Raw genomic sequence first — 15,788 nt, 5'->3', positions numbered from 1 at the left:
GGGAACAAGGAAGTTCAATGCCAACCAATTCGTTCAGACGCTCACTCACTAACGAGCACCGGGGGCTCCTGGATACCAGGGAGGCAATTCAGTCGCTTGTTCGTCAAACACCTTGAGTAAATCTTCCTGAACATATCGCTTGTTAACGATGATTGTGTAGACGTGATGATCAAACCAGTCGTCGTAAAGCGTCCAGGTCCCTTTGTCGCCGCGTTTTTCTCCCCAGCTGTTCTCAACAAGCCATTTCAGGGGCTTTCCATCACGAACATCGACACCCATGAACGCCATGGCGTGATTGGATCCTCCATCGCGCATTCTCAAGCTGTCAGCTCGACTGATCTGGGTGTTGATTCCGAACAATGGATCATAATCGAAAAGACGATAACCCATGATTCCCAGCTCTGATGATTGATCTTTGCCTACGTCTGCAGCGAACCAGACGGGCTCATTTTCAACGATCGATTGCATGGCAACTTGCTTGAGATCATTGATCGGCACGTTGACAAAGTTCATGTCGGACTTGCCGTAGATGTTTTTGGCACGTTTGAAACGAAAGTGCTTTTGAAACTCCTGCAGTGGGTCGTTGTACAGGCAGACATAATCTTGCAATGAGACACCGACGAACTCTTTGTAAAACGATTGTGGCGTGTATGTGATCAGCGGCGTCAGATCGTCAACTTTCGCGTCCGCTGAATCCTCAGAGATTTCGGATTCGCTAGATTCTTCGTTCGAGTCTTCTTCCTTGGTTCTCGCGACGTAACGCCACTGAAATTCAGTGGGAGGTTCACCAAGGTTGATGACCAGAAATCGATAGACTTCACTGAGTGCCTGCTTCTTGAATGCACGTAGCTCCTTAAGATTGGAACCATTTTCGTGCATTTTTCTGATCGTTACAGCGTCTGCCCGCAACTTGCGATCAAGAATGGTATTCATCGTGCGTGTGTTTTCACTACTTTGCGTTTCAGGCATGACATCTTTCGGTACGACGCCATATTTCTCGATTAAATCGACAACAAAGTTCCACCACCCGCCATCACTCATTGTCCACTTGTGAACCTGCTCCCATTCGCGGTCGAGATAGTCTGTTTCACGCATCTCAATCATCGCTTCGAGAAACAAGTTTGATTTCTCCATCTTGTCCCAAAACTGAAGGTAGGAGGTCGAGAACTCAAACTCGGGTAGCTTCTTATCGCGAATGACTCTCGGCCTCATTGTGTTGAGCCCGGCAAACATCCAGCAGCGACCGCTCGATTCTTGGTTGGTGATCCCCTTGGATTCAATCTTATGACTAAAGTACCCATCTTTGCCGGCGACAATCCCGCGATTCAACGCGAGGTCATTGATCTTGTTATTCGTGACAGCGTTGTGACGGACTCTCGTCTGATCATCCATCTCAAACGATCCGCGAATGTCATTGAGCAGTTCAGGCGATAGCGCGCCGGGTATCGAGGAAAGGTCTTCGCTGAAGGATAAGTTAGGCATGTTCATGGCGATCAGCAGTAGAGCGAACTTGAGACATTTGTCGAATTGCATGGAAGTAAGTCCTTAACGATGATTCGTGACACCCATCGCGTGATCCGATCTAGTGAGGGAGGGTGATAGCCGAAGGAACGACGATCGATAATCCTGAAATCGCGATGGTCACCGACTTGCTACACAATGGTACCGCAATTCATCGTACACTGTATGTCTGGCTTATCCTTACAGGATCCGATTCTCGTTACCAGCTTCAACCAGAAAACTCATGATCTTCGTGTGACAAGATGTCCCTTTTTGGCATCCGCTTTAGACGGACTGCCAGTAGAACGACAAGATCAGGAGCAGAACCACGATCAGCGTTACGCCATTCAATCGCACGATGGCTGAGGCTCTTACACTGGCTTCACGCCCAGCAACGAGCAGGTGTTGATGGGGCTATTCTGCCCAAACCTTGTCGCATTTCACTTTGATATTGAAGGCGACCTGCTCAGATGCAGCCATTGTGGTGAAGAAATTCTTTTCGTCGGATCACGATATCAGCATCGAAGATTACCCATCACGCTTCCAGGAGATCCTTTCCGATCAGCGATCAGACTTCAGATGATGAGGAAAAAGCCCATGTTCAAGAGACAGGGGAGTTGTGGGATAAGGACGGGCAGTTCGTATTGCATTGGGTCAATGATTACTTGCTTGATGACTCCGGTAACCGAGCCAGCAGTTTAAAATTGAAACTGAGTGAATCGCATGATAATCGAGAAAATGGAAACGGTGATATATGTGACTGGTGTCGTCGATACCCAGAAGCGTCTCAGGTCGGGGGCGTATGAGCCGTCGCTGGGCGACCGTTCGTTTGCTTCAACAAATGCCACCGAGTTTCATTTGAATCGAGGAAGGCCATCTCCAAAACGACAATTTCGGCTGCGCAGCCCTCGAGCACAGGAAGAGTGCTTCAATGCCGTCGAAGCAGCGATCGGAGGTCGCGAGGCTCTGCTGTTTTTGCGAGCAGCCGAAACGGGGGAGGTCTGGCAAATCGATGTCTCGTCCGTAAGGTACGAGATTAGACTTAAAGGACAGAAAGAAGAGGGACTTACCGGCGTACATAACTGCGAACTCTTCGCCGCCGATACGTCATTAGGCCAGTTCAAGGTGAACGTACTGGAATCCATGAGCGAATTGGTGGAGGCAATTGTCCTCGAATCGGAGAACCTGACACCGTCAGACCTCCAAGCTGCACTGGGAAGAAACGAGAAATGCCGTCTTACATTTTCTCCACCATCTCCCTCACCTTCCGAACCCGATAAAAACTAGGAGCATGCAACTTGTCCCCGCCTAGTAAAACAGAAGGGCAAGTCCCCGACACGAAGCAATCCCACACCGCCACCCCTTAACCCACCAACCTTTGCCATGATGATGTTCCCTACATTGGCTCCAAGGCGGCAATCAAGTGGAACGCGAAGTTCGGGTGGTAATGTCTGTCAAAATGCGCACGTTTGATTTAGCCTCCTGGCTCTTAAACATTGTTGCAGCACGCGGCAAAATTCATTTTCATGTTAGAGCATCTCCTGCCTCCCTCGGTTCATCCAGTCGGTCCATATCCAAGTAACGCCGCGTGCCCCATTTCGAGCCAGCGATGTGACGCAGCCTGGCCGCAACCACCATCAGGGCGATTTGGCCGTTGGGGTACGATCGGTTGCCAACGGGAACTTGTGCTGCTGAAGGTTTGCTGAAGCCGTCTGAATCCCGACTAGCATCTGGGAGTAGTACCCACGGGCGTCAGGCTTCCACATACGACGGGTGCGGACATTTGCCATTTGCACGCCAAAATCTGAGCCCTTGTCGGAAAATCCGTGTCGAAAATGGGCTCGAATAAGAACATTTATCGGAAAATCGAGAGGTTTCCCGCAGACAGCCTACTTTGGCGCAAGCCAAAACACGCTTGATTTCTCTGTAAAAATAGCCACTTTGCTCGTTTGAGCAAGTGGCTAATAAGTGGAGGCGGCGGGAATTGAACCCGCGTGCCGCGACATTTCCATGTAAGCATCTACGTGTGTATTCGATTGATTTAAGTTTCGCCAATCAGGACTCCAATCGACAGGATTCCTGGAAGACTAGAGGAGAACGATTTTTAGCCGCAGGCGTGCTCCACGTGACCGTTGGCGAGTCGGAATTGGCGTCCGACTTTCAAGTCTCTCCGACAAAGACCATCAGTCGGGGCTACAACTAATTAGGCAGCCAGTGCAAAGTTATCGTTTGCAATTATTGTTTGGTCTGCTTTTTACGTGGCCTGCTGACCAACCACGACACGCAACTTACACTTCAGACTATCCGGTCGATACCAGTTCGCCCCCGGTGTAAGCTTCCTCATTTGGTGTGACCCATTTCTGGGAAAACGTTCTTTACCCATCGGCAGGAACGCCCGCACGCATGAAGAATTAGGTACAAAGAGGTAGCTGCCCGAATCAGACAACTACCTCATAACAATATTCTAGGTTCTCCTTGTCCGGAAGAAAAGCGACCACCTCGACAGAAAATGCCCACCAGAAGTGGCTTACGCCGGAACTGTCCCCTTCGGAAATCGGCCCAGGACACGTTTCCGGGCTATTTGCGACCGACCGAGGGCTGTTTCTGCTCCCTTCGCGAATTGGCATCGATGTGACACGCCGCCAGGCGATTGGGTTCATTTCGCACGCTCATATGGATCATGCGGCCAGTCACGGGTTGGCTTTATGCACTGAGGCGACCGCTAAGATGGTGAAGCACCGGCTTGGAAACGTCACGACACGCGTCATGCGGTTCGGACAGGCGATAGAAGTCGCCGGACATCCCCTGACAGCACTGCCAGCTGGACACATCTTCGGATCGGCTATGCTGCTAACTGAACATGAAAAAGGCTCGCTGCTATACACCGGCGACTTCCGACTGGGAACGTCCGCCACCGCCGAGCCTGCCGAGCTTTGCCAAGCCGACTACCTGATCATGGAATGCACCTTCGGTCATCCCAAGTACCGCTTACCGTCACGTGAAGTGGTGACCGAAATGCTGTTAGAGAAAGTCACCCAGGCTATTCGTCGCGGAGCCACACCGGTAATCTCCGCTTATGTGTTGGGGAAGTCCCAGGAAGTCACCAAGATCCTTACCTCTAACGGGATCCCCGTGCTGCAGCATCCTGCGGTGTATGAGATCAGCCAGATCTACCAAGCGGCCGGTTGTGACCTGGGCGACTTTCGTCCTTACGAAGGACGCCCCATCGCAGGCTGCGCCGTGATCATCCCCCCCCGGCCGATCACCCCAGGCGGGCTTCCCGGCGCGTTGCACGTGGAAAAGTTCCACGTCACCGGATGGGCCATGGATGAAAAGCGGCGAAACTCAGCTCCCAAGGATCACTGGATTCCATTGTCCGATCACGCTGACTTCGATCAACTACTGAGTGCCGTCGAGCAGGTCTCGCCGAAATCCGTTTTTTGCACTCATGGTCCGAAGAGCTTCGTCGAAGAACTTCGCAAGCGCGGACATGACGCTCGCTGGTTAAAATAAACCGAAGTTACCATCCGGCCTGAACGTCCACTTTCAGGCCTGATGACTTCTCCCAGGCTTCCCTTAGAACTTGAAGTTCTTAATACCTCCCTTGAAATCATTGCGGTAGTATCGATCGAGATTGCGGCGTTGCTCCTCTTGTATTATTCCATTCCCCGATTGGATACCTCGGAGCAGCTCGTCTTTGGCATCGTTCTGCCCCATAGGCTTGCCTGGCGCGAACTCTTTTTTCATTTGCTGTAATTCTACTGCCTGCTGATTCGGGCTTTGTGGTTGGCTCGGTCCCAGGTCGGTCGTACCGCGGAAGAAGGCATATTCGCCTTTATCAGCCTGAGCGATCACCGTGGTACGGCCTTGGATTCCGTCGCCAATGAAGATTCCACGCAGGTCCGTTTCGCCCGAAACAAAGTCAGCATTATTAGTGCCGATCACTTTCACGTGAACGTCGTCGACGTAATGATCTTTCGTTTTGTCTTTAACCGTCACTCGAACACGGCCGGAAACCGGATCTTCGTTTACGTCTAGCTTCAACGGACTGACAAGAACCAAACCGCTTGCATGTAAGTTGTCGGCTCGAGTCACGATTAGGTACGCGCCTTCATCCGAAACCGGCAACGGTATCGCTCGCTGCTTATTCTGGTAATCCTTACCATCGCCCAACTCGATGGTTGTTTCGTGCAGCGGTTGAATACCGGCGAGATTGATCGTGGTGATCTTTTGCAGGTTTCGCTGCATCAATCCGAACTTCATCAAATCGATTCGATAGACCTTCACTTCGCAGTTCTTCACGTTGCGATAGTCGAGCTGCAGTTCGACCTTTTCGGTCGGTAAGTAGCTTGTCACTTCGTCGAGCGAGATATCTTGCCGAGTGAAATACTCGATCGCTTGGGCAGCATCGACAAAACGATCTTTCACTTGCTTGTAGTCGTCGATTGCCTGAGCGGCTTGATTTAGCGAGTGATGGATTTGACCCATGATATAGATCGCACGCCAACGATTCTGCGCGGCAACAGTATCGGCATTCTGAGCAGCGGCAGGAACACTTTCCGCCACCTTTTCCGACATTTGCAAGGCTTCTTGCGGCTGGCTGAGAGCGAAGTGACAGAAGGCGGTGAGATACCAGTAACTACTCAAATGCTCGCTTTTCGGATAGCGACGACTGTATTGTTCACACAGTTTGATCGTCGGCTCATACTGCTCCAGTTCTGTCATTCCGGAAGCTAGGGCGAATGCGGCCTCGTCTGCGGAAGGATCTTCTGGATGGGTCGTTAGGAACTGCTCGAGCATTTGCAGCGACTTCTTCTGGAAGTGAACCTTATTCAGCCGAAGGTTTTTACCTTCCTTCGATGCGGCTGCTGTACTCGCGTTGGTATACACGTCGGTGGCCAACGCGTACTCGGCAATCGCAGCGTATGGTTCCTGCGGTGTATCGCGGAGCAGGTCTTCCATCACCTTAATGCTGCGAATCATCTCACCCTTGTCGACCAGAAATCCAGCAACCTGGCTTTCGACCATGAAGTTCGCTTCGACGGTCGCCCGGAAAACCAAGTAACTCCGTTCGTATTCGCCTAATTCGTTGTAGGCATCCCCGACCTTTAACAGCTTGGCAAATGGGATCTGCTCGTCAGGAAACTTCTCGATCAGAATCTCGAAGAACTTCACCGCATCGGCAGAATGTGATTGCTGTAGATGAATGTCGAACAGCATCTTCACAGTGTCTCGGAATGGGTCGTTGTGTAGCGCCCAGTTGCTGAACAGTTCGGTCAAGTTTTTCTGGGCTTCTTGAATGTCTCCCTTGGCAAACTTCCGCTTCCCAAGTTCATACAGTTCCTGCGGCGTGAGTCGATACTCGTCACCACTTTCTTCACCAGCAGGTAACACCATGATCGACTTCGACTCGCCGACCGCCAATGACTCTGGCTGATAAACATCTTGGGCCAATGTCGGACCAACGTAGAAATCCCCGGGCTGAATACCGACCAAGTCGTAATAGATGCTACGGGATCCGCGACTCGGACCAACGTAGAATACGACGTAACCAGGATGGATCTCGTAACGTTCGTAGTTACCACGCAGCGAGTTTGGATCGATCGTCGTCCCTGCTGGAATCGGCTCGGTAATAACAATGTATTCCATCTGCTGCTCATCATCGTCGTTACGAACATTCGAGCGATACAGATGGAGACGAACCTTGCCTCGCTCGGCAACCGGCAGCTGCGAAAGGTCATTGCGGAACGATTGATAGCTCCCGCTAACGACGCCAAACCCACTCGGAATCTCCTCACCATCGAAACGAACCGGAGCCGGATCGTAATAGCGGCGGAGATACCAGCGTGAAGTGTTTGACTTGAGCTTATCCAACGGTACGTCGGCCGAAAGCTGACAGCGATAGGTGAACTCGCCGCGCCCTGCCAATCGAAATCGAACCGTTTCCTCTTTCTCACGTTTCAGTAAATCAGCCGGAATTTTTACCGACTGCGTGATGCTCTTGGCATCGATCTTAAGCGTTTCGACCTCTTGGTCATTCACCAAAATCGTTAATTGATATTCATCGGCAGCAAGCTGCTGTCCGGCCGCCCAACCACAGATCGCGAGCATCGCAGGTCCTGTTGCTTTATCTGGCTGCCACCGATGCCCTGTTCGCTGCTGCATCACATCCTTGGCAATCCGCGCCATCTCAGGCGATTTCGGCTGAGTCTCTAAGACACACAGTGCGTACAACGCCTTGGCTTCGACTGTCGAACTGTTCCAGCCGGCAACGTCAGTTTGCCCCAGTTTGCTCTTCGCCAAGTCGGCCAATTCGCGGGCGGTATCCGATCGATCCATCGCGGCGAACGTCAGCGCCAAGTACGCGCATCCTGCCGCCGACAGAGAAGGCCGGTTGCGATGAAGCTGGTTGGCAAGCGAGAAGTCGCCACTGCCGGCGATTGTCAAAGCGTGCAGGATGGTCGCCTTGCTATCGTAGTCTCCCACGGCCAGCTTGGGGATCTCGTTCTTAAGGGCATACACACTCTTTTGCAGCAGATCGGCATCGATACGGTATCCAGCCTTCTTGGCAGCGGCCAGAGCCCACACTGCCCGAGCAGTCGAATAGCGGTTGGTTCCGGTTTGAGCACCACTCCAACTGAATCCTCCTTCGCCGTTTTGCATCACAATCAGCGAAGCGATGGAAGAATTGACTGACGACTTCACAGAGTCAAGCGCAGGACCGCCGCCATCCGGACTTTGCGAAAGCAATTTCTCGAGGGCCAGGCCTGCCAGGATATCGCTGGTGGTCGTGTCGATCGGTGTCGACGAAACGGTTCCGCAGCGATAGATCGGCATCACAGGCGGAGACAACACACTAAGCAAGTCCGTACGAACGTTTGGTCCGATGATGATTTCGAGTTGCGGATTCTCCCAGGGCATTCCTTCGGGATAGTTGACGATCGCAGTCATGTCGCTGGCCGCTTTCCCGGCGGCTGAACGCACCACGCGGTACGTCCGCTGTCGGATGGGGACCGTCCGCCGAACAACATCCGCCACGTCACCAGACTTAACGGTGAGCTGAAAAGTTGCCTCGGCGGAAGTTGCATTTTTTACCGAAGCTGGATCGATCTCGAGCGGAATTAAAAGGTCATGCTCGTTGTTCTCTTGGAACTCGATCGTTTTTGATTGGGTAACCCTCTTCTCACCGATCGCGAACTCTAGCTCAAGTTCTACCTTTCCTGGCTTTCCATCCTTCTTGAATACCCGAATCGGGATTTCAAGTGTGTCGCCGCTTTGCAGGGCCATCGGCAGCTTCAAATCGGCGAACAATGGCTTGGCAACCGTCAGTTCCGTTTCCGTCTCACCCGCGAGGGTTTCGACCGTGATTCCTTTTGCCGAAAGCTTCCAAGTGGTCGAGTTTGGAGGTAGCGTGATTTCAACACTAGCTTTACCTTGCTCGTCGGTTGTCAGCTGAGGTTCCCAGAAACCGGTTTCCTGTTGTGGTAAGCCTGCCAGGATCGTATCTCCCCGTTTTCGGGCATCGTTAACGTAAGCCAAGAGCAACTGTTGATTGGCTTCTGCTCCTTGATCAAGGCTGATTGCCCGATTGGAGTAACGACCATTGGCGTCGATTATCTGGAGGCCAAGCTGCGAATTCCCTTGGGTGTTGAAATACCAAGCATTCTGGCTGATTGACTTGGTCTCTTCCCAAGTGACCGCATCTCCCAGAGCTCGTCGACTAAACGACAGCTTTGCTTTTTCAGCCGACTGGAGGAAGTCCATCGAGTAGAGGGAACTATCCATTGCTGATTGCTTACGGATGCCATCGGTATCGATACGTCCAGCGACAGCATTGGGTCGCTGGTTACCAGCCCATCCGCTTTGCATTTGCGGAAGAGCGGGGGCATTGCTGGGATCGACTCCGAAACGGTTAGCATTACCACCATAATAGCCATATTGACCAGCTCCGCTATTGCCGGCACGCGCGGGGGCATCAATCGCGTCGAATCCTTCCATCAATGCTTCTTCGCGAGGCTCGCCAGCGAAATCGTCAAGCTCATCACGCATTTCTCGCTCAGCCATCAACCGCTCTGTTTCCTCCAACAAACGTTGGTTGATTTCTTCGGTCGCGGGTTGATAGTGGAAATCGATGCTGGAAGTGGCTCGCATCGCAAACACTCGCGGATTGCCTTGCCAGAAATCACTTGGTTTCGCCCAGTTCGGAGGGAATTGATCGAGCAAGCTTTTCTCGACAAGCGCCAGGCTTAGCTCGGCAGGTAGAGGATTGCCCAGGGCATCGGTCGTGCGCAACTGTGCGGTAACCTTCTCACCAGGACGAGCATTCTCTGGTAGCGTCAATTCAATCCGTAGATCACGCTGCACCTGAAAGTCACTGCTGGCAGTGTGAAATCGCAGTGGGGTAGGCTTTCCGTCCTTTACCATCTCTTCGTTGGTAACGTCGGTCATCGCTGCGATCGCCAGCTGAAAATTGGGAGCCAGAAACGTATCGATATCGAACTTCAAGTCGTTCTTCCCGTTTTTCAGCTCGACAAGGCGATAATCGAGAATCTTAGAGCCCTCGAAGGTAACCAGCGCCAAAGTCGGCTCACCACGCCAATGCACATTGACCGAAGCCTTGTCACCCGACTTTAGCAAGTGACGATCGGCTAAGATATGAAGCCGGATTCGATCGTTTTCGTCAGAGATATTCACTGCGGTTTGGGCGCTGATGTCATGATCAAAACGATCGACCCCAGTGAATCGCAGGATGTAGCGACCTCCCTTTTCCAGCATGACGGTATGTCGAGCCTCGCCATCTTCGTTCGACTTAAGATCATGCTTGGATACCAAAACCTCTTGCGAGCGGTTCGCCTTATCACTGGCCAGTCGCAGGACGGATAGGGTGAGATCGGTCGCGAGCGGCTCCCCTTCCAGATCCTTGACCGTCGCGGTGACATCAAACGACTCACCAGAAAGGTAGGTGTCACGCACAAGGGAAGCGTTCATCGTGAACCCGACCGAGGAGATGAAGACACTCTTCGCGGTCGCGGCTTCTTCACCAGGCATCCGAGCTTGGATTTGAACGACCTTAGAATCTCGCAAGTCGCGGGTTGGCATCTCAAACGCCACCTCTCCCTTGTTGTCAGTTTTCGCTTCGACCTGCTTGCCGTCCAGGAAGTACTGCACATTGCGATCAATGACAGGATCGCCGTGATAATATTTGGCAACGATCTTCCCTTTGACGACCTCGCCCCGGTAGTAAACGCTCTCTTCCAATTCGATGTCGAGGAAGATCCGGGGAAGTTGGAACTCAGCCACTTGGAAGTTGCCGCGATAAACTTCGCTCTTATCCTTTGCTGACTTCATCACCAACTGATACTGCCCAACGGCCGATTCGCTGGGGAGGATTAGATGTCCGCCAGCCGAACCGAAGTCGTTCAGCTTCACCTCTTGGACGAGCAGTGATCGACCACGCGGATCCACGACTTCCAATTCGAATGCTTCACCCACAGGAACCATGTAGCGGTCCTCTTTCACGTGCCGAATGATGCCACGTAAGTGGACCAGTTGCCCTGGTCGATAGGCGGGACGATCGGTGTAGAGATAACCACGGCGTTCCAAACCACGAGCCATCTCTAAACCGTTCAGATTCACAATATTGGCTGCCGAATGTCCGCCACTGATGCCAAGGACGCGAATGTCACTCGAACCGTGCAACTCATCCCGCTTGGCTCGATACACGCCGTCTTCGCCGGTCGAGGCCTCGGCGAAAACTTCGCTCCCGTTGGAAAGCAGCAGCCGGACGTCACCCCATGGTTTGCTCGTTCGCATGTTCTGAGCGTAGACGAATACTTCGTCACGCGAGCTTTTGACGATCATGTCCAAGTCGCTTTGCAAGACGACCGTGGTTGCTTCTCGCTTTTCCCCCGTGATGGTCACCGCCACCACGCCAGCTTCGGCTTGTTTGTCCGCATCCTTCCCATTGGGCGCATGGATGGGAATCTCGACCGTATTGGTATCGAGTCGATACTTTTCGTACTCAGGCACCTCAAACGTAAAACTCTCGGCTGGATCGATCAGTGCGATATCGAGGCTTTCGATGCCGCCGGTCGTCTGCATCTTGCGGAAGTACGTTTCCAGGTCGATCGGATAAATTTGAACCGTCACCTTCTCCAGATTGCGGGTCTTCAACTGGATCGAAGGTTTTTGGTTGGAACGGAACTTCCGAAGCGTGACGACTTCCAACTGCTCGCCGGTGAGAAGCGTGATCCGCTGCTGGGCGGCGGCTGCATAGGAGGTTTTGTCCAATTGCTTGTAAAGCTCGAGGGCATCGGCCAACTTCCCGAGCTTTTCTTCGGTCGTTAACGCAATTTGAAACTGGGCATTCGCGGCGATTTCGCTGCCTGGGAACTTACTGGCAAGTTGCTTCCAAGTCGCGATCGCTTCCTTCCAATTCTCTTGCTCGAAGTAGCTTTGACCGATCCGAAACTGAATCTGCTGGGCTCGCGAGTCAATCGGGTAACGAAGCAGAAACTCACGCCATAGCTTGCGTGCTGCGTCGTATTCCTTTTCCGCGTAAGCGAACTCGGCCTTTTGATACTGAATGTTGATGATCCGCTGCTGAGCTTCACTCCACTTGGAGTGAGTCGGATGCTTCGACAGGTATTCGCTCCAGGCGGCAACCGCTTCGTCAAACTTGTTTTGCTGTGCGTAAATCGAACCAAGCAAGAATCGAGCATCGGCGTAGGCGTCCGTATCGGCAAACTGTTCGATCTCCAGGAAAGACTTGAGTGCCGCAACGGCGTCGTTTCCTCGGCCACGGTTCGAGTATGCGCGAGCCAGCTGAAAGTGAGCTTCGGGCACGCTTTCATGCTCGGGATATTTGGCCAAGTAATCCTCTAACGCAGCGACACCAAGGTCTAGATCTTGGTCACTCGGCGGATTGGGAAAGTGATAAGTCTCAGCCAGGCGGAACGATGCTTTGGGCAGTAAATCCGAATTCTCACCGTCGTGAAGTGCCAGCAAGTCTTCCCATGTCTTGCGGGCTTCGGCATGTTGCCCAGTTTTCAGATAAAGATCGCCAAGCTCGTATCGGGCGGTTAAGCGGATGCTGTCATCCTCGCTATCGGCGACCAGCTTTCGGTAGACTTCAATCGCTGGACCTTGTTGCCCCATGTGATCATGACTTCGGGCGATCTGCAGATTGATCTTGTCTTGCGTCCTGGGTTTCGGTCCGACTTCCAGTGCCTTTTGATAGAACTGGAGGGCCTTGCCGTATTCGCTTTGGTCTTTCGTTTCTTCGCCACAATCGAATGCTAGACGGGCCAAGCTTAGATAGATATCCGCGACTTCTTCTTTTCGATCGAGCGATAATAAGTAGGTCGCTTGCTCCCGGTAGGCGACCTCAGCATTGCGATAATCCCCCTGACGGGCATAAGCCAACCCAATCGCAAATTTCGCTTTACGTGTCCAGCGAGAGTCTGGGAAGCGTTTCAACTGCTCTTCGAAGGTGCGTACCGCTTCCTCGTACTTGCCGGCAAAATGCAATGCTCGGCCTTTGAGATACAGCAGTTGCTCGTTGTCTCCACCACCTTTTGCCAGTTCGGCATCGATCAATTGAACCGCTTCGTCGTATTTGCGATCCTGCATCGCCTCGCGAATGGAGGTCGGAGCAAGTACGTAAAGCGTTTTATCGTCTTCATTTACATCCGCCACGTCACTTTCCGCAGCAAAGGCAAAAGGGGCCAGCAATAAGACAAGTAACAGCGTCCAGGCCGAGGTCCGAGCAAGAGCCAACATCATACGTTCCCGGGGCAAAAGAAGTGAGGAGTTGGGGTGATTAGCACTAGTCCTAAGATCTAGACGAAGATGACCAGGAATTGGTTTTGCCCAAAGTCAGAATCTTAAGCGGCCAAGCATGACACATGTGTTCTAGGTCATAAGTCTCAATCAGGCAAGAATTTAGCCAGCTCGAAACTACCACGAACGATATGGTTAGGTGGCGAAAATCGATCTTTCTCAGATGCTGCTTCCTCAGTACGATCCACCCCCACTTTTGCCGCAAAGCGGCCTGTTGATTTGGATAGGACAAGAGGTTTGGGGTAATGCAGCGACGCATGCAACCAACTTGGGCTCACAACTCGACCATCAATCTGGCATGGGCGCTGATCCTCAGCGCCACACTTCTGGGGACTCTCATCGGCTGTAGCTCTGGAGAGAAGTCCGCACCAGAAGCAGAAACGCCTGACACCGTCGCTCAATCATCCGATCCACCACCGATTACCCCAAATCCCGATCTTCGTCAGCAGACGGCACCTCTTCAACAACCAGCAACGTCTCCTTTGACGCAACCAGTCCCTCAGGGGCAAGTTCCTCAACCTGAGTCGGCCACTTCCCCCTACCAACCGCCTGCCTTGGCGCCGCAAAGCGTAGAACGTTCCACCCCACGTCAACGAATTGCCGCACCCCGATCGAGCCAGTTTCAACAGCCGCAAGTCGCGCCGCAGATTGCCCAGCCAGAAGCAATGCAGGCCCCAGCCGACATGGCCCAAGTCGAATCGATGGAAGCTGATCCAGTTGTGAGGGATCCCAAGGCCGTTTCCGCTTCAGCTGACCCATTCGATGTCGTCGAAGTTTTTTACGGTACCGACCGCGCCCCGATGGTGTGGCCTAACGGCGTATTGCCGCATAAGTATCACGCTCTCTTACCAGCGGTTACTTGTGTGTTGCTGGGCTTGGCGGTTGCCCTTTTATTGTCACGCTTCAAGCAATACTTGATTGGCGGCCTGACAATCTTGGCTTCGATCACAGGTGCCGTCGTCGTGGGCCAGGAAGGGTGGGTTCAGTACCAGAAATACGATCGCTTCCTAAGCAACGAATCGGTTGTTTACGGCAAACAGCAGGGTGACATGCAACTTGGCCTTTGCCGCGTCAGCATTCCGAAGTCACATCAAACCGGTTCGCTTGAGTCCCCCTCCGTAATCCATTGGGAGTTTGAAGAGAAACCAGAAAACCATGTGATGTTGATGGAAGTCAAAACGCAAGAAGAACAGGCGTTCTTTGAAATGCTGCGGCAGCGCGTTGCCGAGTCGCCCCATGGCGATCTATTGATTTTCATCCATGGTTACAATGTAACCTTTGAAGATGCCGCCCGACGCACGGCGCAAATCGCCCACGACCTGGAGTTTCAAGGCGCACCGGTCTTCTTCAGTTGGCCATCGCAAGGGGAACTGCTGGGCTACGTGACTGATCGCTCGAACTCGTTTTGGACTGCTTCACATCTCAAAGATTTCTTGCTGAAGGTTCATCAGCAAAGTGGTGCGCAATCGATTCACCTGATCGCACACAGCATGGGCAATCGAGCATTCGGAGCGGCGATCGAATCGCTTGCTGCCGACGTCGATCGAACCCAGAAGGTCTTTAACGAAGTTATTTTGGCAGCACCCGACGTTGATGCGCGAGTTTTCACGGATGAGATCGCCCCCAAGCTGACTGGCATGTCACAGCACGTAACCCTCTATGCTTCTCAAAACGACTTGGCCCTGAAAGCCTCGCGGGCGGTCAACGGATATCCTCGCGCTGGCGATGTTGGATCGAACATCTTAATCCTCAATGGGATCGACACAATCGACGTAACCAAGATTGATACGAGCCTTCTGGGACATGCATATTACGGCGATAACAAGTCAGTCATTAGCGACATTTACGCATTGATGCAGAATACTCGTTCGCCGCGAGACCGTAAGTGGCTGCTTGACATGACAAGCCCAGGCGGAATGTATTGGTACTTTGATCCCCAATACAACGTGATCACTCGTTCGCCCGAAGGCGCGCCGCTGCGATAATCGCACCGTCACGAATTCTTCACAATCCGTCACCATCGACTTGGTAAAAAGAGCGTGTATATTGACCCAATGCACGGTCATCACGCACCTCCTGAAAGAAGCCACGCTCGTCGATGGGAAAGCCGGATCCGATTAGCACGTCACTCTTGGGAGTGCCCGCCAGGCGTTCAATCGCATTGATCGTCCAGACGGCGACAGAATGGAGCCGCGAAGTTTTGCGTGGGGTGGCAGACTACGCAGCAGAGCAGGGGGGCTGGGACTGTTTCATCGAGCCGCACGGATTCTGGGATGTTCTACAGTTACCGCCAGATTGGCGCGGCCACGGCGTCATCGGGCGTTTGACCAGTTCCAGCTTGGTCCGAAGCATTTCTCGGCGAAAGATTCCATGCGTTAATGTCTCGTGGATGCGAGAGCACTCGCAAAAGTTTCCTTGCGTCGTTTCCGATCAGCGGGCGTGCGCGA

5 protein-coding genes, 1 other RNA gene and 1 pseudogene are annotated in these 15,788 nt (G+C 52.8%); 4 read left to right on the top strand and 3 right to left on the bottom strand.

All coding sequences use genetic code 11. The features are described 5' to 3' along the window. Positions 1-48 precede the first annotated feature (48 nt). Positions 49-1,533, bottom strand: coding sequence for an aminopeptidase C (locus C5Y83_RS02210; protein WP_105328017.1), 1,485 nt, complete (start codon positions 1,531-1,533; stop codon positions 49-51). A 690-nt stretch (positions 1,534-2,223) separates the two neighbouring features. On the opposite strand from C5Y83_RS02210, the gene C5Y83_RS02205 reads away from it, so the two are divergent. Beyond that, a complete protein-coding gene (locus C5Y83_RS02205) occupies positions 2,224-2,787 on the top strand; it encodes a hypothetical protein (RefSeq protein ID WP_105328016.1) in 564 nt (187 codons plus the stop codon). A gap of 679 nt (positions 2,788-3,466) precedes the next feature. Here C5Y83_RS02205 and ssrA read toward each other — a convergent pair. Continuing rightward, positions 3,467-3,827, bottom strand: a transfer-messenger RNA (tmRNA) gene (gene ssrA, locus C5Y83_RS02200). Positions 3,828-3,975: 148 nt separating this feature from the next. Here ssrA and C5Y83_RS02195 point away from each other — a divergent pair. Next, entirely contained in the window at positions 3,976-5,013 is a 1,038-nt protein-coding gene (locus C5Y83_RS02195; RefSeq protein WP_105328015.1) for an MBL fold metallo-hydrolase RNA specificity domain-containing protein, read from the top strand. A 63-nt stretch (positions 5,014-5,076) separates the two neighbouring features. Here C5Y83_RS02195 and C5Y83_RS02190 read toward each other — a convergent pair whose 3' ends face one another. Further along, positions 5,077-13,284 (bottom strand): tetratricopeptide repeat protein, encoded by an 8,208-nt coding sequence (locus tag C5Y83_RS02190; protein WP_105328014.1) that lies wholly within the window; start codon positions 13,282-13,284, stop codon positions 5,077-5,079. Between the two features lie 302 nt (positions 13,285-13,586). Here C5Y83_RS02190 and C5Y83_RS02185 point away from each other — a divergent pair, with 302 nt between their 5' ends. After that, positions 13,587-15,326, top strand: coding sequence for an alpha/beta hydrolase (locus C5Y83_RS02185; RefSeq protein ID WP_105328013.1), 1,740 nt, complete (start codon positions 13,587-13,589; stop codon positions 15,324-15,326). 113 nt (positions 15,327-15,439) lie between these two features. Then, positions 15,440-15,751: pseudogene (locus C5Y83_RS30100) on the top strand (hypothetical protein); the annotation flags it as partial. Positions 15,752-15,788 lie beyond the last annotated feature (37 nt).

Origin of the sequence: Blastopirellula marina (assembly GCF_002967765.1) — a bacterium.
In the GTDB taxonomy this organism is placed as follows: Bacteria; Planctomycetota; Planctomycetia; order Pirellulales; family Pirellulaceae; genus Bremerella; species Bremerella marina_A.
Note: the sequence above shows the minus strand (reverse complement) of the source record. Positions and strands in the feature narration are given on the sequence as shown.

What these genes read in the sequence shown, in the direction of transcription:
- C5Y83_RS02205 (WP_105328016.1), top strand. Translation starts at nt 2,224, where the DNA reads ATGATAATCGAGAAAATGGAAACGGTGATATATGTGACTGGTGTCGTC.
- C5Y83_RS02190 (WP_105328014.1), bottom strand. Translation starts at nt 13,284, where the DNA reads ATGATGTTGGCTCTTGCTCGGACCTCGGCCTGGACGCTGTTACTTGTC.
- C5Y83_RS02185 (WP_105328013.1), top strand. Translation starts at nt 13,587, where the DNA reads ATGCAGCGACGCATGCAACCAACTTGGGCTCACAACTCGACCATCAAT.
- C5Y83_RS02210 (WP_105328017.1), bottom strand. Translation starts at nt 1,533, where the DNA reads ATGCAATTCGACAAATGTCTCAAGTTCGCTCTACTGCTGATCGCCATG.